Raw genomic sequence first — 26,923 nt, 5'->3', positions numbered from 1 at the left:
TCGATGAAGGCCGCCGTCCTCCATGAAGTCAACAAACCCCTGGTCATCGAGGATGTCAGCCTGCCGAAGCCCGGCCCGCGCGAGGTCCTGATCCGGACGTCGGTCGCTGGTCTCTGCCACTCCGATTTGCACTTCATGGAAGGCCTGTATCCGCATCCGCTGCCTGCGGTGCTCGGGCACGAGTCGGCCGGTGTCGTCGAGCAGGTCGGCTCCGACGTGACTTATGTGAAGCCCGGTGATCATGTCGTCACCTGTCTTTCGGTGTTCTGCGGCACCTGTGACAATTGCACCACGGGCCGCACGGTGCTCTGCACCGACACTACGGTGAAATTGCTGCCGGGGGCATCCAATCGAATGCAATGGGCACGCTCGGAGAAGCTGCATCAGTTTCTCAACCTGTCGTCCTTCGCCGAGCAGATGCTGGTGCACGAGAACGCGATCGTCAAAATCCGCAAGGAGATGCCGCTCGATCTTGCGGCGCTGATCGGCTGCGGCGTCATTACCGGCTACGGCGCGGTCGTGAACACGGCGAAGGTGACGGCCGGCGAGACCGTAGCCGTAATCGGGTGCGGCGGTGTCGGCATGGCTGCGATCAACGGCGCGCAGATCGCCGGTGCCGGCCGCATCATTGCCATCGACACCAATCCGGCCAAGCTCGAGCTCGCGACCAAGCTGGGCGCCACCGACATCATCAATCCGGCAGACGGCGACGTCGTGAAGCAGGTGCGCGATCTCACCAATGGCGGCGTGCATCATTCGTTCGAGGTGCTCGGCCGCAAGGAGACCGCGGAGCAGGCCTTCGGCATGCTTGCCTCCGGCGGCACGGCCACCATCGTCGGCATGATTCCGTTCGGCCAGAAGATCGAGCTGCATGGCTTCGACTTCCTGCGCGAGCGCAGGATCCAGGGCTCATCGATGGGCTCGAACCATTTTCGCGTCGACATGCCGCGGCTGGTGGATTTCTACCTGCGCGGCCGGCTGCACCTGGAGGACTGGATCTCGGCCAAGCTGAAGCTCTCCGAGATCAACGAAGGCTTTGCCAACATGAAGGCCGGCAAGACGCTGCGCAGCGTGATCATGTTTGACAGCTGATGCAAGAGACGCGGTCCTCAGCCCGCCGGGCACGTTGCGGGAAGGTAAGCCCGGCAAGACCAGATCTTGACCAACCGATGAACTGCCCCGGAGCATGACGGCAGAGCCCGGAGCGGCACTACCGCTGCAAATGTCGCGTAAAGATCCGCACCACATGACCCCTGACCCGCGGCGCCTCGTCGTAGAGGTCTGAGGCGAGGCGCTCGATGGTCTCGCGCAGCGACAGGAACTGGGCCTGCCGCGCGCTGCTTTCGGTGCCCTGCATGCCCGCAAGCTCGTCCATCGCGGCGTCGCTGATCTGGCAGTGTACGACCTCGCCGTCGTTCAGCATGGTGAAGCGAAAGGCGAGCCGTTCGAGATCATGGCCAATGATCCTGTCGCGCATGAGTGGCATCAAGTCGTCCCGGTCGACCCCGCGCCGAAAATGCCGAAAATCCCGCTGCTTGTCAGCAGCAAAGGCAATCCATGGCCTACTGAAATGCGACTTCAGCGAAACTGCGGAGCTTTCGCGAATGCAACCGCTCGGATTCCTGCTGTTTAAGCCGTTCCAGCGCCTTCAAGCCGATCTCGAGATGCTGGCCGACGCGGCGGCGGTAGAATTCGCTGGCCATGCCTGCGAGCTTGATCTCGCCGTGCAGAGGCTTGTCGGAGACGCACAGCAGCGTGCCGTAGGGGACGCGAAAGCGGTAGCCGTTGGCGGCAATCGCGGCCGATTCCATGTCGAGCGCAACCGCGCGCGATTGCGACAAGCGGCGAATGACATCGGGACCGCTGATCTCCCAATTGCGGTTGTCAACGCTCGCGACGGTGCCGGTACGCATCAGGCGCTTGAGCTCGAACCCCTCGAGCCCGGTGACGTCCTCGACCGCCTCCTCGAGCGCGACCTGCATCTCCGCGAGCGCCGGGATCGGCACCCACAGCGGCAACTCACGATCAAGCACATGGTCCTCGCGCACATAGCCGTGGGCGAGCACATAGTCGCCGAGCCGCTGCGTGTTGCGCAGGCCCGCGCAATGGCCGAGCATCAGCCAGGCATGGGGCCGCAGCACGGCAACATGGTCGGTGACATTACGCGCGTTGGACGGACCGGTGCCGATGTTGATCAGCGTGATGCCGCGATAACCGGGGGTGACCAAATGGAAGGCCGGCATCTGCGGCGCGCGCGCGGGCGCAACGCCCGTCGACGCGCCGCCGCTGCGCGTGATCACGTTGCCGGGAGCGACGAAGGCATCGAGGCCGGCCTCGCCAGCCTGAAGCCGCTGCTGGCAGAGCTGCGCGAAGGCGTCGACGTAGAACTGGTAGTTGGTGAAGATCACGAAGTTCTGGAAATGCTCTGGATCTGTGCCCGTGTAGTGGTAGAGCCGGCGCAGCGAGTAGTCGACGCGGGCCGCCCGAAACAAGGACAGCGGCTCGGGCGCGCCGGGCTGGAGCTCGAAAGTGCCGTCGGCGATGGCATCGTCCATGGTGGCCAGATCAGGTACGTCGAAGGCATCGCGCAGCGATCGCGTCACGGGCGAGTTCTCGCTGGTGGTGATGGCGGCTTCGATGTTGATGTCGCGGCGATAGGCGAAGTGAACGGGGATCGGTTCGCTGGACTCGCCGATTTCGACCGGGACGCCGTGGTTCTGGATCAACAGCCCGATCTGCTCGGTCAGATAAGTCCGGAACAGATCCGGACGCGTGACGCTGGTCTCGTGCACACCGGGCCGGGCGACGAAGCCGTAGGCGAGACGCGAATCCAGCCGCGCATGCGTCGCGGTGGTGACACGGACGAAGGGATAGAAGGCCCGCACCCGCGTCGTGATTGCCTCGCCGTTGACGTAAGCTTCGAACCGATCACGCAGGAACTTCGTGTTGCGCTCGTAGATCTCTTCGAGGCGGGCGACGGCGAGGCCGGCGTCGGAAAAGGATTCGATGGCGACGGAGGGTGGGGATTGGACGGATTGCATTGTTCGATGCCGGGTTGCTGGGGCTGAATCGAACTATAGCAAGAAAACTAAAGCAAGAAAGAAGCCCCCCCGTCATTGCGAGCGTAGCGAAGCAATCCAGAAATCTCGCCGCGGAGGCAACCTGGATTGCTTCGCTACGCTACCGATGACGAAAGGAGGCGACGCTTCCCCGCGTCACTTCTCGCGGAACGCCCGCATGAACTGGTCGTGCAGCGGCTTCATCAGATAGGACAGCATGGTGCGGTCGCCGGTCTGGACGAAGGCTTCCGCCGGCATGCCGGGGATCAGCCTGGAGTCACCGAGCTTGGCGACCTCTTCTGCGGACAGCGAAACGCGGATGGTGTAGTAGCTCTGGCCGGTGCGCTGGTCGGTGGTGACGTCGGGCGAGACGCGGCTGACGACGCCGTTGAGCTCCGGCGTGGTGCGCTGGTTGAAGGCGGACAGGCGCAGCAGCGTCTTCTGGCCGATCTGGAGCTTATCGATATCGACCGGATTGACCTTGGCTTCGACCTGGAGATCGTCGGCCTGCGGCACGATCAGCATGAGGGCGTCGCCGGCGGTGATGACGCCACCAACGGTATGCACCGTCGATTGCAGCACCATGCCGTCCTGCGGCGCGCGGATGTCGACGCGGCGAAGCTGGTCCTCGGCGGCGACCTTGCGCTCGATCATTTCGCCGATCTTGTCGTTGGTCTCGCGCAGATCCTTGGAGACCTCGCTGACCATGTCCTTGTCGACCTGGATGATCTGCAGCTCGGTCTCAGTGATCTTGCCCTTGGCCTGCGCGCGCGAGGCGATGTATTGCGCACGCTCGCCGTTGAGACGGGCGCTATCGCGTTCGAGCGTGGTCAGGCGGGAGATCTGCACCAGATGCTTGTCATAGAGATCGCGGACACCCACGAGCTCCTGCTGCACCAGTGAGATTTCCCTGTCCTTGGCCCGCTCCTGCGCGGAGAGGCCCTCGATCTCCTCGTTGAGCTGCTGGATGCGCTCGCGCAGCTGCGCCTTCTGGCCGGCGCGTCCGTTGACGCGGACGTCGAACAGCTTGGTTTCGGCGGAGAGCAGCGCCTTGACGTCGGGATCGTTGCTGCGATCGAGCAGCGCTTGCGGGTAGTCGATCCTGTCGATCCCGCGCTGCTCGGCCTGGAGCCGCGCCGCACGCGCCTGCGCCGCATCGAGATTCTTGGTGACGATGGCGAGGTTGGCCTTGGTGACGGTGTCGTCGAGCCGCACCACGATGTCGCCGGCCTTGACCACGTCGCCATCGCGCGCGCGCAGCTCGCCGACGACGCCGCCGGTCGGATGCTGGACCTTCTTGACGTTGGATTCGACCACGATCTGACCCGGCGCGATCAGCGCGCCGGAAATCTGCACCGTCGAAGCCCAGCCGCCGAGGCCGACCAGGAGGACCAGCACGATCCCAAGCCCGAGCATCAGGTGGAACCGGATCGACTGCCGTACGGTCCTCTTCGCGGCGGGCTTCGCGCCGCCGAGCGCCATCGTGCTCATGCCTTGGCTCCGCCTTCGCTGACGATCTTGATCGGCGCCGGCGGTGTCACGCGCGGCTGGAGTACCTGGGCGAGCACCTGCTCCTTCGGCCCGAAGGCCTGCATGCGGCCGTCGCGCAGCACCAGGATCTGGTCGACCGCTTCCACGCCGATCGGACGGTGCGCCACCACGACGACGATGGCGCCGCGCTCGCGTGCCGCACGGATGGCGCGGGTCAGCGCTTCGTCGCCTTCGGTATCGAGATTGGAATTGGGCTCGTCGAGCACGATCAGGAACGGGTTGCCATAGAGAGCGCGCGCCAGCGCCACGCGCTGCGCCTGGCCCGCGGAGAGCGCCGTGCCCTGCTCGCCGACCTGGGTGTTGTAGCCCTCGCGCATCTTGATGATCATCTCGTGCACGCCGGCCTCCTTGGCGGCGGCGATGATGCCGTCGGAGGTGGCCTCGGGATCGAACCGGCTGATGTTCTGCGCGATGGTGCCGCCGAACAATTCGACGTCCTGCGGCAGGTAGCCGATATGGCGGCCGAGCATGTCGGACGCCCATTGGTCGAGCGCCGCGCCGTCGAGCCGCACCTTGCCGCGAACCGGTTGCCAGACGCCGACCAGCGCGCGGATCAGCGACGACTTGCCGGAGCCGCTCGGTCCGATCACGCCGAGGCCGTTGCCGGCTTCGAGCGCAAAGGTGACGTCCTGCACGATGAGGCGCTGGTCGCCCGGCGGCACCATGGCGATGCCTTCGACCGAGAGGCGGCTGGTGGGCGCCTGCAACTGGGTCGGCATCGTCTGCGCCGGCATCTGCTCCAGAAGGCGGGTCAAGCGGTGCCAGCTCTGGCGTGCCGCGACAAAGGATTTCCAGTGCGCGATGGCAAGATCGACCGGCGCGAGCGCACGGGCCGACAGGATCGAGCCGGCGATGATGATGCCGGCGGTCGCTTCCTGGTGGATGACGAGATAGGCGCCGACCGCGAGCACGGCCGATTGCAGCATCATGCGCAGCACTTTTGCGACCGCGCCGAGACCGCCGGCGACATCGCTCGCACGCTGGTTGCCGTCGAGATATTTTTCGTTGGCCTCGCTCCAGCGCGCGTTCATCCGGCCGGCCATGCCCATCGACACCATGACTTCGGCATTGCGGCGGCTGGCCTGGGCGAGATCGTTGCGCTGGGCGGCAAGCCCCATCGCGTCTTTCGCCGGCTGGCGGGACATGAACTCGGTGACCAGCGTCAACCCGACCAGGATGACGGCGCCGACCAGCGCGGTGACGCCGATCATGACGTGGAAGGCGAAGCAGATGGCGAGATAGAGCGGCAGCCAGGGCAGGTCGAAGAACGCGCTCGGGCCCATGCTGCCAAGAAAGGAGCGGACATTGTCGAGATCGCGCAGCGGCTGAAGCCCCTCGTTGCGGCTGCCGACCAGCAGCGGCAGGCGGACGATGGTGTCGAACACCCGCTTGTTCAAGGCTTCGTCCAGCGCGGTGCCGACCCGACCCAAAATCCGGTTGCGGATCATGTCCAGCACGCCCTGCGCCATGTAGAGGAAACTGGCGAGGACGATCAGGCCGACCAGGGTCGGAATGCTGCGGCTCGGCAGCACCCGGTCGTAGACCTCCAGCATGAAGATCGACCCGGTCAGATAGAGCAGGTTGATCATGCAGCTCATCAAGCCGACGCCGACAAACGCCGTGCGACAGGCGCGCAGCGCATCACCGAGCTCTGAGCGGCGGACGCCGGGAACGGCTGCCATCAGTCTGATCTCTTTCGGGTAGGGGCCAAAGCCCCTGATTTCAAAGGCAAATTCAGGAGTAATTGACCCGGATTAACATCGCGTTTGCGCTCATCGCCCAACGCAGTCGAACACCCGGGACCCCTATAGCCCACATCACCCTCGACCGACCTTGCACGCAAGTCCGGAATCTCACGATCTTGCGGCTTTTTCTTGCAGACATGTCACCTCTCCCCAGGCGGGGAGAGGTCAAAAGTTCGATCAATTGAACTCGGGCGCCATTAGAATCGGCCGCCGCCGCGGACCAGCCGCACCACTAGCAGCAGGATGACCGCGCCGATCGCGGAATAGACGATCTCCGATATCAGTCCGGTGCCGATGTGAATGCCGAGCTTCGGAAACAGGAAGCTTGCCACCAGCGCGCCGGCGATGCCGATCACGATGTCGCCGATGATGCCGAACCCGGTTCCGCGCACCACTTTGCCGGCCAACCAGCCAGCCACGAGGCCGACGAACAGGATGACAAGCAGGCCTTCATTGGAAATGTACATAAGTGAGGTCCCTCTCCGTGAACGGTTCCATGGAAGCGGAACCGGGATGAACGAGGTCTGAATGCTGTTCCCGCTCCCGCTTGGGGCGCAAAATATCAAGACAACGCGGTGACCGGCTCCGCCAGCACGCACCGTGCCGCCCGGCCCGGCCCGACCTCCACACTCCCAGGCAGCTGCTCCAGACAGCGCGGCTGGGCCACGGCGCAGCGGGGCGCAAAGGAGCAGTTGTGCGGCCTCTCGCCAAGCGACGGCGGGGTGCCGGGGATGGTCTCGAGCCGCTGTCCCCGCTTGGCCCCGTGGACGGTCGAGGCGAGCAGGCCCTTGGCGTAGGGATGCACCGGTGAGCGGACGATGTCGCGAAGCGTGCCCTGCTCCACGATCTGGCCGGCATACATCACAGCGACCCGGTCGCAGATCTCGATGGCGACGCCGATGTCGTGGGTGACGAAGATGACGGACATGCCGAACTCGCGCTGCAGCTCGCGCAGCAGCAGCAGGATCTGGATTTGCACGGTGGCATCGAGCGCCGTGGTCGGCTCGTCCGCGAGCAGGATCTTCGGCCGGCAGGCGAGCGCCAGCGCGATCATCGCACGCTGACGCATGCCGCCGGACATTTCATGCGGATAGGCATCCAGCCGCCGCTTGGCCGAGGGGATGCGCACGACGTCGAGCATCTCCAGAGCTCTCGCGCGGCCCTCCGCATAAGACTTGCCTTCATGGCGCACCACGCTTTCGGCGATCTGCGCGCCGATGGTGTAGACCGGATCGAGCGCGAGCGCCGGCTCCTGAAAGATCATCGACACGGTCTGGCCGCGGAACGACGACAGCTGCTCCTCGTTCATCGCAAGCACGTCGCGGCCCATGACGTTGACCTTGCCCGTGATCTGCGTGCGCTTCTTCGGCAACAGCCGCATCAGTGCACGCAAGGTCACGCTCTTGCCCGAGCCGGACTCTCCGAGCAGGCCCAGCACCTCGCCGTCGCCGAGCGAGAGGCTGAGATCGTTCACGGCATAGACCGTGCGCTCGCCGGTGAAGCGGATGTTCAGGCCTGAGATCTCGACGAGCTTTGTCATGACGGAAGTTTCGGCAGCCTGTCGTGATAATCGGTGGCGCGCTGGAATGCGGCGCCGATGGTGAGCAGCGTCGCTTCATCGAACGAGCGGCCGATCAGCTGCATGCCGATCGGAAGACCATTTTTGGTGAAGCCCGAGGGCACCGTGAGCGACGGCAGGCCAAGGTAATTCACCGGACGGGTGAACAGCGTCAGCCGCTGCAACAGCGCCGGCGCGTTCGGCCCGCCGCCGACGTCGCTCTCCTCGATCGTCGGCGCCGGCACCGGAGACGCCGGCGCGATGATCGCGTCGACACCTGATGTCGCAGCGTTGTGCGCGGCCAGTGCCGGCCCGCGCCAGCGCATCGCCTCGAGGTAGGTGATGGCGGGGACCGCAAGGCCGTTCTGGAGCCGCATCAACACCTGCGGGCCGTAATCCTGCGGCCGCTCGATCATCCAGCGCTTGTGGAAGGCGGCGGCTTCGGCCGCAAGCACGAGCTGGCTTGCCGCGGACAATTGCCGCTGATCGGGCAGCTCGACCGTGACGATGTCGGCGCCTTCGCGCTTGAGCACTGCAATGGTCTCGTCCAGCACGCGCGCCACCTCGCCGTCGAGATCATCGACATAGAAGGACGAGGGGACGCCGACCTTGAGGCCCTTCAGCGAGCCCCTGGTCGCGCCGACATAGTCAGACAGCGGCTCACGGCTCGCGGTCGAATCCTCGGGATCGGGACCGGCCATCAGGGCCAGCAGCAGCGCGCAATCCTCGGCCGTGCGGGCGAGCGGGCCGACCGTGTCGAGCGACTGCGACAGCGGCATCGCACCGGCGCGGCTGACCCGGCCAACGGTGGTCTTCAGTCCAGTGACCCCGCAGAAATGCGCGGGCATGCGGATCGAGCCGCCGGTGTCGGAGCCGAGCGCGGCATAGGTCAGTCGCGCCGCGACCGCCGAGCCCGAACCCGAAGACGAGCCGCCGGTGATGTGCGCCACGTTCCAGGGATTCCGAACAGGGCCGTAATGGGCGTTATGGCCGGTCGGGCCATAGGCAAATTCGGCGAGATGCAACGTGCCGAGCCGAACCTGGCCGGCGTCCTTCAGCCGCTGCAAGGCGGTGGAGGTCACTGTCGGAACGAAATCGCGGCGGATCAGCGAGCCGCAGGTCGCGACGTGGCCTGCGTCGTAATACATATCCTTGTGCGCGAGCGGCACGCCATGCAACGGCCCGCGGACTTCCCCCTTGGCCAGTTCGGCGTCGGTGGCATCGGCGGCCTTCAGCGCCGCCTCTGCCTCGATCGACATGAAGGCGTTGAGGTGCGGCTGCCATTGCGCGATGCGATGCAGCAGCGCCCGCGTCACCTCATGCGAGGACACCTGCTTCATCGCGATCGCGCGCGCGACCTCGGTGAGCGTCATCAATGCGGGCTCGATGCTCATTTCGAGACCTTGGCAGCCTGCGCGATCGGATAGAGCGCGGGCTCGAGATCGAACGGCAACGTGCCGGCAATGGCCGCAAAGCCCTCGAAGGCCGGTCCGATGGAGTTGGAGATGCGCGTCGCGATCTCGTCGTCAACGGGAACACCGGCGACCTGTGCCGTCGCCTTGATCTCTTTTGTCGTCGGTCTCGTCATACGGTTTCCTCCTTCGGCGCGCGGCTATGGCCTGAACCCGGGATCGCCATGTAGCACGCGGCCTCGTGGCCCATTCTATCGAGCGCGGTGAGTTTTGGTGTCGCATTTGCGCAGAGCGGCTCCGCAAACGGGCAACGGGTGTGGAAGCGGCAGCCCGAGGGCGGATCGATCGGATTGGGCGGATCGCCCGTGATCGGCGGCGTCTCGGTGCGACGGTCCGGATCCGAGGACGGCATCGCGGCAAGGAGTGCGCGCGTATAGGGATGCGCCGGCTGGTCCCAGACCTGGTCGACCGGGCCGAGTTCGACCACTTCGCCGAGATACATCACCAGCACGCGATCGCTGATGTAGCGCACGACGTTGAGGTCGTGACTGATGAAGAGATAGGTCAGGCCGAACTCGCTCTTGAGATCGGCAAGCAAATTGAGCACCTGCGCCTCGACGGATTTGTCGAGCGCGGAGACCGCTTCGTCGAGGATCACCAGCCGCGGCGAGAGCGCCAGCGCGCGTGCGATGTTGACGCGCTGGCGCTGGCCGCCGGAGACCTCGTGGGGGTAGCGGTTGGCGAAGTTGGCGGGAACCAGGCCCACCTTGCCGAGCAGCTCGCGCGCCAGCGCGCGCGCGGCGCCGTCGGCCATACCGTGCACCTTCGGGCCGAAGGCGATCGACTCTTCGATGGTCAGGCGCGGATTGAGCGAGGCGTAGGAATCCTGGAACACCATCTGCATGCCGCGGCGCAGCTCGCGCAAGGAGAGCGACTGGCCGACGCTCATGCCGTCATAAATGATGTCGCCGGTATCGCGCGGCATCAGGTGCATGAGCAGCCGCGCGGTGGTCGACTTTCCGCAACCGGATTCGCCGACGATCCCGACGGTCTCGCCCTTGGCGACGGAGAAGGAGACATTGTCGACGGCACGCACGGTGCGCTTTGCGGCGAACAATCCGCCGCGCACCGGGAAATGCTTGGTCAGGCCGTTCACCTGGAGCAGCGGCTGGGCGACGCCGCCGAGGTCTTCGATCGGCTCCAGCATTGCGACAGAGAGGTTGGTTTCGCTCATGGCTAGTTCCTGATGTCCATGGCGCTACGCAGGCCGTCCGAGAGCAGGTTGAAGCAGATCGAGACCGCGAAGATCATTGCACCGGGGAGCGCAGCGACCCAGGGGTTGACGTAGATCGCGGTCCGCAAGGTGTTCAGCATCAGGCCCCATTCCGGCTCCGGCGGCTTAGTGCCGAGTCCAAGGAAGGACAGGCCTGCCGCGAGGATCATCGAAACCGAGATCAGGCTGGTGGCATAGACGAAGATCGAACCGAGCACGTTGCCGAGAATGTGCACGCGCATGATGGTGAAGGGACCGGCACCGGAGGCGCGCGCGGCGTCGACGAAGTCCATGTTGCGCACGCCGGTGGTGACGCTTTCGGCGACACGGGTGATTTGCGGGACGAACACGACGGTCAACGACACGATGGAATTGAGGATGCCCGCGCCCAGCGCGCCGGAGATCGCGATCGCCAGCAGCACAGACGGAAACGCGTAAAACACGTCGACCGTGCGCATGATCGCGGTGTTGAGCTTGCCGCCGACATAGCCGGCGACGAGGCCGAGCGAGGTGCCGATACAGAAGGCGAGGATCACCGGCAAAATGCCGATGAGAAGCGACAGCCGCCCGCCATAGATCAGCCGCGCCAGCATGTCGCGACCGAGCTCGTCGGTGCCGAGCGGGTAGCCTGTTGTGCCGATGTGCCGAAGGCGCCGGATCATCGAGCCCTTGTACGGATCTTCCAGACCGAGCCATGGCGCAACGATCGCCGACAGGAAGATCAGCAGCAGCACCAGCGCGCAGACCATGCTGACCTTGTCGCGCCGGATCCGACGGCCGACGGTCGCCCAATAGCCGCGCGCCTTGGTCGCGGGCGCAGACTGAAGCGCGGCGTCGGAGGTGACGGAGAGCGGAAGCTCGGTCATCGCTAGCCCCGCTTGATGCGCGGGTCGATCGCGGCTTGCGCGATGTCGACCAGCAGATTGAGGAAGACGAAGAACAGCGCCAGGATCAGGATCGTGCCCTGGAGCAGCGGTAGGTCGCGCTGGAAGATCGCCGAGTTGAGCAGGAAGCCGGAGCCCGGCCAGGAAAACACGGTCTCGATCAGAATCGAGCCGCCGAGCATGTAACCGAGCTGAAGTCCCATCACGGCGAGCGCGGTGGGCGCGGCGTTCTTGATGACGTGGCGGAACACCCCGCGCTCATGCAGGCCTTTGGCACGCAGCGCCTCGACGAAGTCCTGGCTGAGGATGTCGCCGGTCAGCGCGCGCACCGTGCGGGTGACGATGCCCATCGGGATCACGGAGGTCGTGATCGCCGGCAGCACGAGATATTGCAAATGCGCCCAGTCCCAGGCCCAGGCGGCCGAGCCGCCGGGTCCGGCGCCGACGGCGGGCAGCCAGTTCAGCTGAACCGAGAAGATGATGACGAGCACCATGCCAAGCCAGTAATGCGGCACCGAAACGCCGGCGATGGCAAAGGATGTCGCCAGCTTGTCGATCCAGGTCTCGCGGAAATAGCCGGCGATCAGGCCGAGCAGGATGCCCATGGTGAAGCCGATGATCGCCGCCGCAATCGCCAGCGTGACCGTGTTGCTGACCGCGCGCATGACCTCGGCCAGCACCGGGCGGCCCGTGGCGATGGAATTGCCGAGATCGCCATGAAGTGCGCGGAGCAGCCAAAGCCCGAACTGCACCGGCAGCGGGCGGTCGAAACCATAGGCGGTGCGGAGCTGCGCGGCGAGCTCCTGCGAGGCGTCAGCCGGCAGCACGGCCACCAGCGGATCGCCCGGCGTGATGTGCACGAGCAGAAAACACACCAGCGCGACGCTGATGACGATCGGGACGACGTAGACGATGCGTCTGGCGATATAGGCGAGCACTGCAGTTCTTTCTTCCTTCTCCCCTTGCGGGAGAAGGTGGCGCGAAGCGCCGGATGAGGGGTTGTTTCCGCGAGTACAGCTATTCCTAATGAGAGATGGTCACTCGCGGAGAGAGACCCCTCACCCGGCTTCGCTTTGCGAAGCCACCCTCTCCCACAAGGGGAGAGGGTGCACTGAGCAAGCTGAGAGAATTACTGCATCGACACCAGCGAGAAGTCGATGAACCAGCTCTTTGGCTGCACGATGCCTGTCACCTTCGGGCTGATGGCACGGGGGCCAACGTCGTGGGCGACGTAGAGGAAGGCTGCGTCATCGACGGAGGCCGCGTGCAGTTCGGCGAGCGCCGCGTCACGCGCGGCGGGATCGAAGGTTTGCCGCGCCTTCTTCACCAGCTCGTCGAACTTGGGATTGTTGATGAAACCCCAATTGTTCGATACCGGCGGAGCCATGCCCGATTGCAGGAAGCGCACCAGCGCGAAGAACGGATCCATCGCCGCGTAGGTGACGTTGGTCGCGTTCGAGCCGTTGGCGCTGGGATCCTTGGCGCCGCGGCGCCAATTGGTGAACAGCGTATTCCACTCGATGACGTCGAGTTGCACGTCGAAATAGCATTCGGCCAGCGCCTGCTGGAGATATTCGTTCATCGGCAGCGGCTGCATCTGGCCCGAGCCGGAGGCAGAGGTCTGGGTCTTCACCGTCAGCTTCTTGTTCGGGCCGAAACCGGCCTCCTGCATCAGCTTCTGCGCAGCCGCCTTGTCATACTTGATCTCGAAGGTCGGCTTGCCGCGCCAGGGATGGCCGGGCTCAAAGGTGCCGGTCGCGGGCACCATCAGCCCCGCGAGCAGGCCGTCCTTGAGTCCTTCGCGATCGACGCAGAGGTTTGCTGCCTTACGCACGCGGATGTCGTTCCAGGGCGAGCCCTCGACGCGCGAGAACTGCCACGGCCAGACGTGCGGCTGCTCGTTGGCGTAGAGCTTGAAGCCGCGCTGCTTGAGCTCGGGCAAAGCGTCCGGCGCCGGTGCCTCGACCCAATCGACCTGCCCGGAGAGCAGCGCCGCGGTGCGCGCGTTCGCCTCCGGCATCGGCAACAGCACCATCTTGTCGACCTTGGGCACGCGGTCCTTGTTCCAGTAGCTCGCATTCTTGACCAGCTCCAGCCGCTCGCGCGGGGTGAACGCGGCCATCTTCCACGGGCCGGTGCCCGCGGCGTCCTTGGCAAACGCGGTCCAGGCGGCCTGCGACTTGGCCTTGGCGTCAGCGCCTTCCGCCTTCTCGTAGAAATGCTGCCACTTCGCCGGGCTCGCCATGAAGAGATTGGTGAGGTTGATCGGCAGGAAGCTGTCGGGCTCCTTGGTGGTGAGCTCGACCGTCATGTCGTCGATCTTCTTCGCGGACGCCAGCGTGGGCATACGCGAGGCCGTGACGCCGACCTGGCTGGCGTCGAATTGCGGCGCGTCCTGCTTCAGCACCTTCTCGACATTCCACACCACGGCGTCCGCGTTGAACGGCGAGCCGTCATGAAAGGTGACGCCGGGGCGTAGCTTGAAAGTCCATTTGGTCTTGTCGGCATCGTCGACCTTCCACTCGGTGGCAAGGCCGGGGATCACCACGCTCGCCTTGTCGGCCGAGGACAGATCCCAGCCGGTGAGCGCGTCGTACATGGTGAGGCCGGTGAAGCGGTTGCCTTCAAAGCCCTGATCGGGCTGGCCCAGCGTGCGCGGAATATCGGCAGCAGTCATGGCGATGCGCAGCACGGTTTCCGCACTTGCGACGCGCGGCCACGCAGCCGCGCTACTGAGCGCCAGCAACGCGATCAGCGCCGCGCGGGTCTTGTTCTTATTGATAAGCATTGCCTCAATCCTTTTCCGGCTTCGATGACTAATTTTGATGCAATCGTATGCAATGCCTATGCCAATGGGGAAACTTATTCTGCAAATTGCCTCTGCGACGACAAGTCCTTGTGATGACACGTCGGCGAAAGCACCTCGCTGCCTATTCTGGCATCAAGATTGCAGGTTTGGCTCCAATTCTCCCTTGAAGTCTTCCTTGGAGCTTTGGCCATGCGTATCCGACTATCGACCTGTTTCGCCGTGCTTGCACTGGCGTTGTCCGCGATTCCGGCGGGCGCCGAAACGGTGCTGCACTACGGCATTTCGATGGCGGACATCCCGCTGACCACCGGCCAGCCCGATCGCGGCGCCGGCGCCTATCAGTTCACGGCCTACACCATCTACGATCCGCTCGTGGCCTGGGAGATGGACGTCGCCGATCGACCCGGCAAACTGGTGCCGGGGCTCGCCACCGAATGGAAGGTCGACGATACCGACAAGACCAAATGGCGCTTCACCTTGCGTAAGGGCGTGAAGTTTCACGACGGCAGCGAGTTCACCGCCGACGCCGTGATCTGGAATCTGGACAAGGTGCTCAACGACAAGGCGCCACAATTCGACAAGCGCCAGAGCGCCCAGGTCAAGACCCGCCTGCCCTCGGTCGCGAGCTACGCCAAGATCGACGACTCCACGGTGGAGATCACCACCAAGACGGTCGATTCCTTCTTTCCCTATCAGATGCTGTGGTTCCTGGTGTCGAGCCCGACGCAATACGAGAAGCTCGGCAAGGACTGGGACAAGTTCGCGAGCCAGCCTTCGGGGACCGGCCCGTTCAAATTGACAAAACTGGTGCCGCGCGAGCTCGCCGAGCTCACGAAGAATCCGGATTACTGGAACAAGAAGCGCATTCCCAAGGTCGACAAGCTCGTGCTGGTGCCGATGCCGGAAGCGCTGACGCGCACCAATGCGCTGCTGGCCGGGCAAGTCGATCTGATCGAAACGCCGGCGCCGGATGCCGTGCCGCAGCTCAAGGCCGCCGGCATGAAGCTCGTCGACAACGTCACGCCGCACGTCTGGAATTATCATCTGAGCGTGCTGCCGGGTTCGCCCTGGACCGACATCCGCCTGCGCAAGGCGCTGAACCTCGCGATCGATCGTGAGGCCGTGGTGGGCCTGATGAATGGCCTTGCGAAACCCGCCAAGGGACAGGTCGATCCGTCGAGCCCGTGGTTCGGCAAGCCGAGCTTCGAGCTGAAATACGATGTCGCCGCGGCGAAGAAGCTGGTCGAGGAAGCCGGCTACTCCAAGGCGAAGCCGCTGAAGGCGACCTTCATCATCGCACAGGGCGGCACCGGCCAGATGCTGTCGCTGCCGATGAACGAATTTTTGCAGCAGAGCTTCAAGGAGATCGGGATCGACATCGATTTCAAGGTCGTCGAGCTCGAGACACTCTATACGCACTGGCGCAAGGGCGCGGCCGACGAGATGAACGCCGGCATCACCGCCAACAACATCGCCTACGTCACCTCCGACCCGCTCTACGCCATCGTCCGCTTCTTCCATTCGAGCCAGATCGCGCCGGTGGGCGTCAACTGGGGCGGCTACAAGAACCCGAAGGTCGACGCGCTGATCGACGAGGCCAAGCAGACTTTCGACAGCACCAAGCAGGACGAGCTGCTGGCGCAGGCGCACGCGCTGATCGTCGACGACGCCACCCTGGTATGGGTGGTGCACGACACCAACCCGCACGCGCTGTCGCCCAAGGTCAAGCAGTTCGTGCAGGCGCAGCACTGGTTCCAGGACCTCACGACGATCGGGACGGAGTGAGGCGACAGCTCAACCCTCTGCCGTCGTCCTGGCGAAAGCCAGGACCCATAACCACCGAATTTCGTTTGCCGAAGATTGGTGGTTGGCCGCTCGCCGTAACAACTTCTCCCTGGGGTAATGGGTTCTGGCGTTCGCCGGGACGACAGCGAGTGTGTGGTTAGCTTCAAAACCGCACATCTGCCCCCTACTTCGTCAGCAGTGCATAGGCCCCGGTCCACCCCTCCGCCGGCGGATTCACCTGGAATTCCTTGATACGCACTTCATAGAGCTTGAACAGCTTTTCCAGCGTGTCGGCATCCTCGCTCCTGCGCCCGCGTTCGATGGCGTCCAGCGCGCCCTGCCAGTCGCGGCCGCGATAGCAGGCCAGCATTTCGATGGTGACGTTGCGCAGGCGCTGGAAGGCGCCGGAATGCATCACGTCCTCGCGGCCGGCGATGGCGTAGATCACTTCGGGCTCGGTCTTGCCCTTGACCATGATGAAGTCGAGCTCGAGGATCGCGAACTTGTCCTTGGCGGCGAGCGCGGTCCTCGAGCCGACGATGATGGGAAAGCCGTACTCCTTCGACTGGCCTTCCAGGCGCGAGGCCAGGTTCACGCTGTCGCCGAGCACCGAATAGTTCTTCTTCAGGTCGGAGCCCATGTTGCCGACGACGCCGATGCCGGTGTTGAGGCCGATACCGACATTGAGCGGGATGTAGACGTGGCCGCCATCCGTGGCTTCCTGTTCGCGGTCCTTGTTCACCGCGTCGATCCGCTCCAGCATCTGGATCGCGGCCTCACAGGCGTTGACCTCGTGCTCGGCATCGTCGAGCGGCGCGTTCCAGAACGCCATGATGGCGTCGCCCATATATTTGTCGATATAGCCCTTCTGATCGATGATCACGTCGGTCAGAGGGGTCAGGAAGCGGTTCATCAGCGCGATCAGGCCCTGCGGGTCGTGCTTGTAGGTTTCCGATATGGTGGTGAAGCCGCGCACGTCGGAGAACATGATCGTCATTTCGCGCTCCTCGCCGCCGAGGACGAGCTTTTCCGGTGACTGCGCGAGTTGCTCGACCAGCACCGGCGACATGTATTGCGCGAACATGCCGCGGATCTGCACGCGCTGCCGCTGCTCGCGCACGAAGCTCGCGAAGATCAGCGTCAGATAGATCGCGGTGGTCGAGAGCAGCGGATAGGTGAAGTCGATGAGATAGCGGCGCTGGGCATAGTAGAACCAGGACACTCCGATCAGGATCGCGGCGAAGGTCGCGCCGGCAAGTACGAGGCGGACCGGTCCGAGGTTCGGCGTGAAGATGATGACGAGCAAGCCGATGACGAGCGCGGCGAGCAGCTCGACAACGAGCGCATAGCCGGGCTGGGAGATCACCGCGCCGCTCAGCACACTCTCCAGCACCTGGGCGTGGATCTCGACGCCGGGCATGGTCGAGGACACCGGCGTGGTCTTGAGGTCGTTCAACCCGCCCGCGGAGGTGCCGATCAGGACCAGCTTGCCGGCGATCTTGCCGGGCGACACGCTATTGTCGAGCACATCGGCCGCAGAGACGTAGATCGAGGGGTCCGGGCGGGCGTAATGCATCCACAGCTGGCCGTTCTTGTCGGTCGGGATCTCCAGGCCCTTGAGGCGGATCGTGCGGATACCGCTCTTGTCGGTCCTGATGAGCAGCGTCGGCGTGCCGGTGGCGACGCGCAGCATCTCCAGGCTCAGCGAGGGCATGATGTTGTCCTGCGCCCGCAGGATCATCGGCACGCGGCGGATCAGGCCATCGCGCTCGGGTCTGATCGAGAACAGGCCGCGTCCGGCCGCGACCTTCTCGATCACAGGCACGTTGCGCAACAAGCCCGGGAAGTCGAACATGAAGCGTTCAGACCCGTCCTCCCCGAGCGTCGCTACGCCGGTGAATGGAAGTGACTTGTCGAGTTCGGACAAGACTGCTGGAAGCCCCGTCTCGCCCAGCACCACGCGCGAGCGCTTGATCGCTTCGGCAAGGATCTGGTCGTTGCTCGGCAGCTCGCGCAACTTGGCGCGGGTGGCATCGTCGAGGTAGCGCATGTGGCTCGCGACCAGATCCGGATTGAGCCGGTCGGCCTCCGAGAACACGACGTCGAAGCCGATTGCGACCGCGCCGTTGCTGGTAAGGTTCTGGATCATGTCGGCGATCCGCGTCCGCGGCCACGGCCATTGGCCGAGCTTGGCGAGGCTCTTGTCGTCGATGTCGACGATCGTGACCGGCCGCGCCGCCTTGTGGCGCGGATCGATCAACTGAAACATGTCGAAGGTGCGCAGCCGCAGTTCCTGGATCGGCGGCGGATCCCAGAGGCGAGCGCCGGCAAACACGACCAGCAGCGCAAGGCACATCAGCCGCGCAAACCCCAACTTCCGCGCAAACCACCGCCGCAAGATTTTGAGACGTTTCATGGCGGTTGAATATCACGCTTTCACGGGCAATGGCAGCCGGCGGCTTGGCACCCAAGCGGTCATCAGGCGTGGACGATGAAGTCGCTCGCATGGAGATGGGCCGCGGTGACGCCCTTCAGGACGATCGTGTCTGCCGCGTCGATCGTGATCAGGGTGTCCGCCGAATTGGTAGGTGACCCGGCCACATGCTGGGCCATCCAGGCGGAAAGATTGGAGGTCGTCACAACTGCCGAGAGATCGATGTGGTCCTGACCCGGCGTGAAATTCACGATCATATCGCAGTTCGAGTCGGCCGCGAACACGAACTGATCCTGATAGCCGGTTCCGATGAACAGATCTTTGCCGGTCGTGCCGGTGATCCGCGCGTGGTCGTTCGCACTTTCAGGAAGGTTGAAAATCAAGTGAATGGTATCGCTCGCCCCGTGCCCGTCGGTCACGGTGAGCGTGATCTTGTCCGTGGGCGGCTCTGCGCTGCCTTCATTGTAGATAACGGTATTCAGGCTCCCATTGATGTTTGCAAATAGACCGGAGCGCGACGACGGGCTCGCATTGCTGCCGGCAGCCTCGGTCGTGGCAGCCAGCGTGAATATCTCATTCGGAGCAGCGTCCGGGTCGACCAACGAAAGGCCATGGACGATCACCTGCTCGTCGTCGTCTTGCCTAACACTCACGTGATCGAGATCGAACATCGGCGTGTCATTCGCGCCGGTCACGCCGACTGTCAGTGTCGCCGTGCCCGCGGCCCCATGAACGTCCGTCGTCTGTACCGTGAACGTATCCGAATAGGATCCCTGCGGCAGTGCGTTGATGGCGGTTGCATCCGGAACGTAGCTGTAGTTGCCGTTCGCGTTCACCGTTAGCGAGCCGTAGTGGCCTGCGACCGTTGCAGCCGCATGATGCGTCGCATCAAGCACGGCATAGGTCAGCGACCCCGTCTCGCCACTGTCAGCATCGGTCCCGACCAGCTTGCCGGTGAGATTGGCGAAACTGTCAGTCGCAGCCGTGTCCGTGAGCGAGCCGATGTTGAGATCGGACAGCTTCGGCGTGTCGTTGGCGCCCGTCAGGTCCACCGTGTATGTCGCGGTGGTGGCAGCGCCATGCGCGTCGGTGACCTGGACCGTGAAACTATCCGAATAGGAGCCTCCCGGCAGGGCGTTGATCGACGCAGCGTCGGGAACGTAGCTATAGCTGCCGTTGCTATTGAGCGTCAGCGCGCCATAATGACCCGTGACCGTCGCGACGGCCTGGTGACCTGCGTCAAGCAGGGCATAGCTCAGCGTGTCGCCGGTGTCGACGTCGGTCCCGACCACCTGTCCCGTGAGGTCGGAGAAACTATCCGCTGCGGCCGTGTCGGTGAGTTTCCCGATGCTGCCATAGGACAACACCGGCGTGTCGTTGGCGCCGGTGACGGCGACCGTGAATGACGCCGTGCCGACAGCACCCTGCGCGTCCTTGGTCTGAATCGTGAAGACGTCCGAGTAAGGGCCTGCCGACAGCGCGTTGATCGCCGCAGCATCCGGAACGTAGCTGTAGCTGCCGACGGCATCCACCGTCAGCGAACCGTAATGACCGGCGACCGTCGTGACCGCGTTCGCTCCATCCATCACCGCGTAGTGCAACGTTGCCGTCTCGCCATGGTCGGCGTCGGTCCCGACCAGCGTTCCCGTGATGTTCGGGAAGCTATCGGTGGCGGCGGTGTCAACAAGTGGACCCGTGGTGACCGCGGCCAATGTCGGAATGTCGTTCTTGCCAGTGATGGTGACGCTGACCTCGGCCGTATGGATCTTGCCGTAATCGTCCGTGAGCGTGATGGTGGAGTCGACCTTCGCGGTCTGGTCCTTGGCGAGGAAATCCAGCGCGCCGTCGGGGATCGAATAGCTCCAGGTGACGGTGCCGTTGTTCTTGCCAGTCTGCCCATAGATCAGCGCGACCTTCAACGCGGCGGTCTCGTCGTCGGTGAGCGACGCGGTGAGGTCGGTGCCGCCATCCAGCCAGGTCACAGCCTGGTCGGTGACTGCAACTGTCGCTATCGGACGGTCCGTCAGGTCGATGTCGGTGAAGTGAATCGAGCCGGTTGCGGCGGGCAGCGGGTCGGAATCGCCGGAGCCGGTGGTGCTTTCGCGCTCGGAGAAGTTCGCGGTCAGGGATGCATTGACCATGTCGAACGCCGGCGCGTCGTCGATCGCATGCATCGTGATCAGCGTGTGGCCGCCATCGTCGCTGCCCGCGAAGTGCGCGTTGCGATAGTCGCCGACGAGAGTCAGGTCGATGGTCTTGCCATCGTTGCCGGTGACCGTGAGCATGCCGCCGCTCGCAGGATCGGCAGCATTGGGCACGTAGACGGCGCTGGTGCCGGGGCCCCACTGGATCGTCGATAATTCGATCGTGTCGTTCACGGACAAGTCTGCGATCGAGCCGCCGAACGTGTCCGTATCGATCTCAAGCGCGGCGCCGTTGCCGTGAAGTGCGATCGTTTGCGCGACCGTGCCTTCGAGCTTCAGCAGCGCGCCGGCATCGACGGTGACCGAGCCCGTGCCGGTCAACGAGCCGAACAGCGACAACTCGCCATGGACCTCGATGGTGCCGGTATTGGCGATGGTGCCCGAGATCGACGCCGTGCCCCAGCTGTCGATGTGGTTGTGATTGACGAGGCCAGGCCCACTCAGGGAGATCGAGGCGCCGTTGAGGAGATCGATGACACCGTCATTGACGATCGTCGACGCATTGCCGAACACGCTCGTGCCGGCGACCGTCCAGGTGCCGCCCAGCTCGTTGTTGAAGGTCGCGGTAGCGACCGAGACATTGCCGTTGATGTGGCCGGTGTTGTTGATCGTGAGGCTGCCGTCGGTCTCGACGATCGCATCGGTCGCGGAGGTCACGCTCAAGGCGGCGGCCGGCCCGATGGTGCCGGAATTGTCGATCACCGAACCGGTCGTGTCCTGCTGGATGTGGATCGCCGCATTGCCACCGGTGCCCACGATCGAGCCGGAATTGACGATGTGGATCGAACCGGTCGCGCCCGAAAACTCCAGCGTCGCGCCGACATCGACGATCACCTTGCCTGAACCGGCGATGCCACCCGCAAGGTCGAGCGTGCCGCTCTGGACCTCGATGATGCCGGTATTGGTGACGCTGCCCGTGACCGTATCGACGCCGGCGCTGTAGAGATTGCCGGCATTGCTCAGGCTGCCGCCGTTGATCGAGACGTCGGTCAGATAGAGCTTCGAGTGACCATCGACCGTGATCGCTCCGGTGCCGCTGTTACTGACAGTCAGATTTGTCAGCTTCAGCGTGCCATAGTTGATCGCCTCGAGATCCGCGGTGTTGGAGATGTCTTCGCCGGAGACGCCGAGCACGCCACCATTCGCCTGAATCAGATTGTGATTGGTGATGGTGTGAAGCGTGGCGGGATCGATCGTCAGCGTGCCGCTGGTGACCGTGATCGTGCCGGTGTTGGTGATGTCGGCGTTGTCGATCGCGCTCGTGCCGGTCGATTCCAGCGTACCGGCAATCGTCACCGTGCCGCCGTCGATGGTCGCGCCCTGGAGATCGAGTGTCGAGCCGGACTCGACCGAGACGGCACCGCTGCCGGTATTGGTCGCCTTCATCCCGATCAGCTTCAGTGTCCCGTGATCGATCGCCGCCAACGTGCCGGTGTTAGTGACGGCTTCGCCGTTGATGTCGAGCTCGGCGCCATTGGCCCGGAGGATGCCGTCATTCGCGATCGAGCTTGCGGAGGTCGTCGCCAACAGCGTCAACGCGCCCAGGGTTGCCTCGATCAGATAGTTGTTCGAGATGTTGGCGTCGGTAATCGCAGTTGTGCCGGTCGAATTCAGCGTGCCCGAAACAATGAGCGCGCCGCCGGTCAGGCTTGCACCGTTCAATGTCAGCTTGCTGCTTGCATCGACCTTGACCGTGCCATGATTGGCGATTGCGGTACCCGCAACGGTCACGTCATCCAGCGTCAGTATGACGCCGCTCTCAACCGTCACGGCAGCGGTGCTCAGCGTCGCCGATTGATCGATCTTGCTGCTGCCGATGACATCGATCGTGCCGACGCCGTTGACAGCCCCGCCCGAAATCTCCGTGCTGGACAGTGTCAACGTCTGGCCGCCATCGACCGTCACCGTGCCGGTGTTGGTCACGACGTCATTGAGCAGCGTTGCAGCGCCGGCGATCTTCAGCGTGCCGATATTGGCGACCGCGCCACCCTGGATGCTGGCGCCGTCCTGAAGCTTGACGGTGTTGTCAAGCTCGATGCCTGCATTGTCCGTGATCGTCGAGCCCGAAACCGTGATGCCGTCCAGCGTCAGCTTGGCATCGGCGGTAACTGCAGCCGTGCTCAGTGTGGCGCCGCCGTCGATCTTGCTCGCGACGATGACATCGATGATGCCGGCGCCGTTGACGGCCCCGCCCGAAATCTCCGTGCTGGACAGTGTCAACGTCTGGCCGCCATCGACCGTCACCGTGCCGGTGTTGGTCACGACGTCATTGAGCAGCGTTGCAGCGCCGGCGATCTTCAGCGTGCCGATATTGGCGACCGCGCCACCCTGGATGCTGGCGCCGTCCTGAAGCTTGACGGTGTTGTCAAGCTCGATGCCTGCATTGTCCGTGATCGTCGAGCCCGAAACCGTGATGCCGTCCAGCGTCAGCTTGGCATCGGCGGTAACTGCAGCCGTGCTCAGTGTGGCGCCGCCGTCGATCTTGCTCGCGACGATGACATCGATGATGCCGGCGCCGTTGACGGCCCCGCCCGAAATCTCCGTGCCGGACAGTGTCAGCGTTTGACCGCCATCGACCGACACCGTGCCGGTGTTGGTCACGACATCGTTGAACAGCATCGCAGCGCCGGCGATCTTCAGCGTGCCGGTGTTGGCGACCGCGCCATCCTGGATGCTGGCGCCGTCCTGGAGCTTGACGGTGTTGTCGAGCTCAATGCCGGCATTGTCCGTGATCGTCGAGCCCGAAACCGTGATGCCGTCCAGCGTCAGCTTAGCATCGGCGATAACTATGGCCGTGCTCAGCGTCGCGCCGCCATCGATCGTGCTGGCGCCGGTAACGTCGATCGTGCCGAGACCGTTGATCGTGCCGCCGCTGATGGTGGCGCCGTTCACTGTCAGCTTGCCCGCGGCATCGATCGTGACGTTGCCGGTATTGGTAACGGTCGCGCCCTGGTCGATCGTCAGCCAGCCATTCGCCAGCACCTTGATCGTGCCGCCGGAGGTGTTGGAGACGGTCTCGTGGGCGAACTCCGCTGTGCCCTTGACGTTGACCGCCCCTGAATTGTTCAGCGTGCCGTTCTTGAGGACGCTGCTGCCATCGAGTTCCAACGTGCCGGCGATGGTGACCGTGCCGCCGCTGATGGTGGCAGTGTCGACGATCAGCGTCGTGCCGGCATCGGCCTTGAGCGTGCCGCCGGCATTGTTAATTGCGGCGAGCGTCTTCAGCGTGCCGCCGGACAGCTCAATCGTGCCGGAATTGGCGATCGTGGTACCGCCAGCGAAATCGCCACCGGCCGCAAGCGTCAGATAGCCGGCATTGGTGAGCACGCTACTGTCCAGGAACTCGGCCTTGCCACCAACCGAGATCGTGCTTGCCGCGAAATTGGTGAGCTTCGAATCGGCCTTGAGGCTGATCTCGCCCGCAATCGTCAGCGCACTCTTGTTGATGACTTCCGGTGCCTTGTGGCCGACCGCGGTGTCGTAGTCGTTCATCGTGATCGACTTGGCGTAGGCTGCCGTGTCGATTGTCACCGGATAGGACGGCGTTAGCCCATGCAGCTGGTCGGTGATGACGATGACGTCGTCATTGATGGTCGGGACCGTGCCGGTTGCCCAATTGGCCGCATCCTTCCAGAAGCCGCCGGAGGGAGCACCGGGCTTGTCGGTCGCGATCCACACCACGGCGGGAGCGTCGGTGCCGGTGATCGTGACGGTGATGGTCTGCTGCGAGGTGGCGCCTTGCGCGTCCTTGAGCGTCACGGTGTAGACCAGCGTCAGCACCTCACCCTTGGGGATGAAGTCGGCGAGATAGACCGGCAGGTCAGCCAGCGACCAGTTGATGGCGCCGGTGCCGTCTCCGGTGCTATCGGCGCCCGCCGCGATCGCGACCGACATCGCGCTCTGGAACGCCGCGAGTGGGCCGGGCGGAACGCTACCATCAGGCAGGGTCGCACTGGTCAGCTTGACCGCGACCGTGTGGGCGTCGGTGAGGTCGACATCCGTGAAGGTCAGCGTGCCCGAAGTCGGCACCTCGCTGGTGAGCGGGCCACCGGGTTTGCTGGTGCCGCCCTCGAAGATGATGACGGGAACGCTGGTGGTGATCACCGGCTTGTCGTTGGTGCCGGTGATCGTGATGGTGATGTCGATGGGCGACGTTTCGGGATTGACCGAGAAATTATTGTTGACGCGAACCTTGTAAGTCAGCGTCAACGTTTCACCGGCCGCTAGGAAGTCGAAGACGTGGTCGGGAATCGTGTAGGTCCAGACCGCCGAGCCGTTGTTGTTGTTACCGCCGGCTGCGGCGACGCTGATCTGGGTTTGCGTTGCCGCGATGTCCTGCTTCTGGAGTGCAGAGAGCGCGCTGGTGACATCCTGCTGGCCGGCATTCTTGTAGAGATAGTTCGGCGCGTCGCCGAGGTCTATGCTCACCGTCGGCCGGTCGCCCAGGTTCTGGTCGACGAAGGTGATCAGGCCGGAGATGGTGTCGGAATGCGTCGTGTCGCCGGTCGTATCCGCACGCTCAGTCAGCGCGAACGCCTTCTGCACATTCCCATTGAGATCAAGGCTGCGTGCATCGGGCGGGCCGGGAATGCGGGTGCTGCTCGACGGATCATGGCCGGAATCCTGCGCTCCCGGCTGAGTGAGATTCGTGAAGGTCGCGGTCGCGGTGGCACCGGTGTCCGTCTTGATCACGACAATGTTGCCGGTCTGCGTGATCGAGTCGGTGAAGTTCTGGGTCAGCTTGGTGTTGCTGTTGTTGTCCGTGAACTTCAGCGTGAACACGTCCGTGATCAGCTTCTGGATGTCCGGCGACATCAGCGCATTGGAGATCGAGACGTTGCCGCCGCTGATCTGGATCATCTGGCCGGCCTGGTTGACCGTCGCGATCGGCAGCAGCGTGACCTTGTCGAACAGGATGTAGGAGCCCGTCGTGCCGTTCGGCTCGACCAGCACCTGGAAGCTCGCCTGCGGCTGCGGATCGCCGCCGCCGGCGGGAACGACGAAGTTGATCTGGCTCAGCACCGCCGTGCCGCGGATACCCATGGTGGCGACTGGCGTGTCGACCTTCATGTCTCCGTGCTTGGCGGTCTCGCCGGCAACGAAGGTGATGGTGCCCGCGACCAGACTGAGGAGAGAGGAATTGTTCGACCCGTTGGGGTCGTAGACCATCTCGTTCAGCACCATCCGCGCATTGGAGGACAGGCCGAACACCGTGCCGTCGATGAACGTGATGCCGAGCGTCGAGTCGCCACCGGTCGAGACCACGTCGCCCTTCTCGACGTTGTCGCCGTTGTTCAGGATGACGGAGACGCCGTTACGAACCGCGGTCGCGCTGCCGGAGAGCTTGGTGACGTGGCCGATGACCTGGGCGGCGGCAATGCCGGAGGCGGCCTGCGCATATTGCACATGGCCGGTGAGTGCGTTGACGACGTCGCCGGTGAGGTGCGCGCCGTCGGGCGAGGCGATCGCCGCGCGCTTGTCGCCCCTGAAATAGTCGTGAACGACGAAGTCGTGGCCGTCATGGGACAGCACGAGGTCGAGACCGGCGCGCTTGAAATCGCCGTTGAAGATCAGGTTCGGGTCGGGAACGACGAATGCGCCGTCAGGCACATGACCATGTGCCTTTGCGGTAAAGGAATCGACGTGGCCATCGGCGGGCGATCGGGAACCCAAGCCGTCCAAGGAAATCGCGGCGTCAAATTTGCCAGCGTAATTCAATCCGGGCACCAAAAAAGGAGTTAAAATCTAAGTAAGTATCGCTCGCCTAAACTTGCATATCATTACCAAGTCCTTAGCGAAACCACCTATTGCTTGTGTGATTTCGCATCACCAAGCGGTCGATGCTCTCAGGCGGCTGGGCACCTGCAGAGAAGTCAAAGTAATCTTTCAAATACTCATACGTAAAGCAGCGCTTATTTTCGCTCATTCCAAGTAACCTCATGTATTCTATTGCAGAAATCCCACAATAGATACTTATGTCATCTTTTGTTCGTGGTGCCCCGCACCACCCTGCGGCAAATACGGGGCCAAATCTGTGATCCAACTAACAGAAGCCGTGAAATAGCGAGCCGTTAGCCATAAGGCGCAGAATCAGTTCCACCACAACTTGTGCCTGCAATTGGTCCTTCTTCGCGGCAGCTGCCGCTCTCCTAGCCGGCGAATCGTAAAATTTTACGCAATATGAGCAGGCCCGTTTCAGCCTGTTGCCC

General features: G+C 63.8%; 16 protein-coding genes. 2 read left to right on the top strand and 14 right to left on the bottom strand.

What is annotated here, in order from left to right:
- Positions 1 to 3: 3 nt before the first annotated feature.
- Positions 4 to 1,092, top strand: coding sequence for a Zn-dependent alcohol dehydrogenase (locus BRA1253DRAFT_RS26880; RefSeq protein ID WP_007599569.1), 1,089 nt, complete (start codon positions 4 to 6; stop codon positions 1,090 to 1,092).
- Between the two features lie 118 nt (positions 1,093 to 1,210).
- Here the strand turns inward: BRA1253DRAFT_RS26880 and BRA1253DRAFT_RS26875 are convergent, their stop codons facing one another.
- The 12 genes from BRA1253DRAFT_RS26875 to BRA1253DRAFT_RS26820 form a co-directional block, all read right to left on the bottom strand.
- Positions 1,211 to 1,486 carry a DUF1488 family protein gene (locus tag BRA1253DRAFT_RS26875; RefSeq protein WP_007599567.1) on the bottom strand — a complete coding sequence of 92 codons (276 nt, stop codon included), beginning with the start codon at positions 1,484 to 1,486 and terminating at the stop codon, positions 1,211 to 1,213.
- A gap of 76 nt (positions 1,487 to 1,562) precedes the next feature.
- Positions 1,563 to 3,041 carry an AMP nucleosidase gene (locus tag BRA1253DRAFT_RS26870; protein WP_007599565.1) on the bottom strand — a complete coding sequence of 493 codons (1,479 nt, stop codon included), beginning with the start codon at positions 3,039 to 3,041 and terminating at the stop codon, positions 1,563 to 1,565.
- A gap of 174 nt (positions 3,042 to 3,215) precedes the next feature.
- On the bottom strand, positions 3,216 to 4,550 hold the full coding sequence (locus BRA1253DRAFT_RS26865) for an HlyD family type I secretion periplasmic adaptor subunit (protein WP_007599563.1): 1,335 nt from the start codon (positions 4,548 to 4,550) through the stop codon (positions 3,216 to 3,218).
- Entirely contained in the window at positions 4,547 to 6,292 is a 1,746-nt protein-coding gene (locus BRA1253DRAFT_RS26860) for a type I secretion system permease/ATPase (RefSeq protein ID WP_007599561.1), read from the bottom strand. The genes BRA1253DRAFT_RS26865 and BRA1253DRAFT_RS26860 overlap by 4 nt, the downstream gene beginning before the upstream one ends.
- Before the next feature lie 260 nt (positions 6,293 to 6,552).
- Complete coding sequence (locus BRA1253DRAFT_RS26855) at positions 6,553 to 6,822, bottom strand: GlsB/YeaQ/YmgE family stress response membrane protein (RefSeq protein ID WP_007599560.1); 270 nt, start codon at positions 6,820 to 6,822, stop codon at positions 6,553 to 6,555.
- A gap of 95 nt (positions 6,823 to 6,917) precedes the next feature.
- Complete coding sequence (locus BRA1253DRAFT_RS26850; RefSeq protein WP_007599559.1) at positions 6,918 to 7,895, bottom strand: ABC transporter ATP-binding protein; 978 nt, start codon at positions 7,893 to 7,895, stop codon at positions 6,918 to 6,920.
- Positions 7,892 to 9,307: an Asp-tRNA(Asn)/Glu-tRNA(Gln) amidotransferase GatCAB subunit A gene (locus tag BRA1253DRAFT_RS26845; RefSeq protein WP_007599558.1), complete on the bottom strand. Its 1,416-nt coding sequence runs from the start codon at positions 9,305 to 9,307 to the stop codon at positions 7,892 to 7,894. Before BRA1253DRAFT_RS26845 ends, BRA1253DRAFT_RS26850 begins: the two co-directional genes overlap by 4 nt.
- Complete coding sequence (locus BRA1253DRAFT_RS26840; RefSeq protein ID WP_007599557.1) at positions 9,304 to 9,501, bottom strand: hypothetical protein; 198 nt, start codon at positions 9,499 to 9,501, stop codon at positions 9,304 to 9,306. The genes BRA1253DRAFT_RS26845 and BRA1253DRAFT_RS26840 overlap by 4 nt, the downstream gene beginning before the upstream one ends.
- Positions 9,498 to 10,559, bottom strand: coding sequence for an ABC transporter ATP-binding protein (locus tag BRA1253DRAFT_RS26835; protein WP_007599556.1), 1,062 nt, complete (start codon positions 10,557 to 10,559; stop codon positions 9,498 to 9,500). Before BRA1253DRAFT_RS26835 ends, BRA1253DRAFT_RS26840 begins: the two co-directional genes overlap by 4 nt.
- A gap of 2 nt (positions 10,560 to 10,561) precedes the next feature.
- The gene (locus BRA1253DRAFT_RS26830) at positions 10,562 to 11,464 is read right to left on the bottom strand and encodes an ABC transporter permease (RefSeq protein WP_007599554.1); all 903 of its coding nucleotides are present in this window, start codon (positions 11,462 to 11,464) and stop codon (positions 10,562 to 10,564) included.
- A gap of 2 nt (positions 11,465 to 11,466) precedes the next feature.
- Positions 11,467 to 12,420 carry an ABC transporter permease gene (locus tag BRA1253DRAFT_RS26825; RefSeq protein WP_007599552.1) on the bottom strand — a complete coding sequence of 318 codons (954 nt, stop codon included), beginning with the start codon at positions 12,418 to 12,420 and terminating at the stop codon, positions 11,467 to 11,469.
- A gap of 191 nt (positions 12,421 to 12,611) precedes the next feature.
- Entirely contained in the window at positions 12,612 to 14,270 is a 1,659-nt protein-coding gene (locus BRA1253DRAFT_RS26820; RefSeq protein ID WP_007599547.1) for an ABC transporter substrate-binding protein, read from the bottom strand.
- A 210-nt stretch (positions 14,271 to 14,480) separates the two neighbouring features.
- On the opposite strand from BRA1253DRAFT_RS26820, the gene BRA1253DRAFT_RS26815 reads away from it, so the two are divergent.
- Positions 14,481 to 16,076: an ABC transporter substrate-binding protein gene (locus tag BRA1253DRAFT_RS26815; RefSeq protein ID WP_007599546.1), complete on the top strand. Its 1,596-nt coding sequence runs from the start codon at positions 14,481 to 14,483 to the stop codon at positions 16,074 to 16,076.
- A gap of 184 nt (positions 16,077 to 16,260) precedes the next feature.
- Here the strand turns inward: BRA1253DRAFT_RS26815 and BRA1253DRAFT_RS26810 are convergent, their stop codons facing one another.
- Together BRA1253DRAFT_RS26810 and BRA1253DRAFT_RS26805 are read right to left on the bottom strand one after the other, a co-directional pair.
- Entirely contained in the window at positions 16,261 to 18,492 is a 2,232-nt protein-coding gene (locus BRA1253DRAFT_RS26810; RefSeq protein ID WP_007599545.1) for a CHASE2 domain-containing protein, read from the bottom strand.
- 62 nt (positions 18,493 to 18,554) lie between these two features.
- On the bottom strand, positions 18,555 to 26,432 hold the full coding sequence (locus tag BRA1253DRAFT_RS26805) for a VCBS domain-containing protein (RefSeq protein ID WP_083869908.1): 7,878 nt from the start codon (positions 26,430 to 26,432) through the stop codon (positions 18,555 to 18,557).
- Positions 26,433 to 26,923 lie beyond the last annotated feature (491 nt).

The sequence above is a fragment of the Bradyrhizobium sp. WSM1253 genome (genome assembly GCF_000244935.1).
Lineage (GTDB): Bacteria > Pseudomonadota > Alphaproteobacteria > Rhizobiales > Xanthobacteraceae > Bradyrhizobium > Bradyrhizobium canariense.
This window is presented reverse-complemented; position numbering and strand designations above follow the sequence as displayed.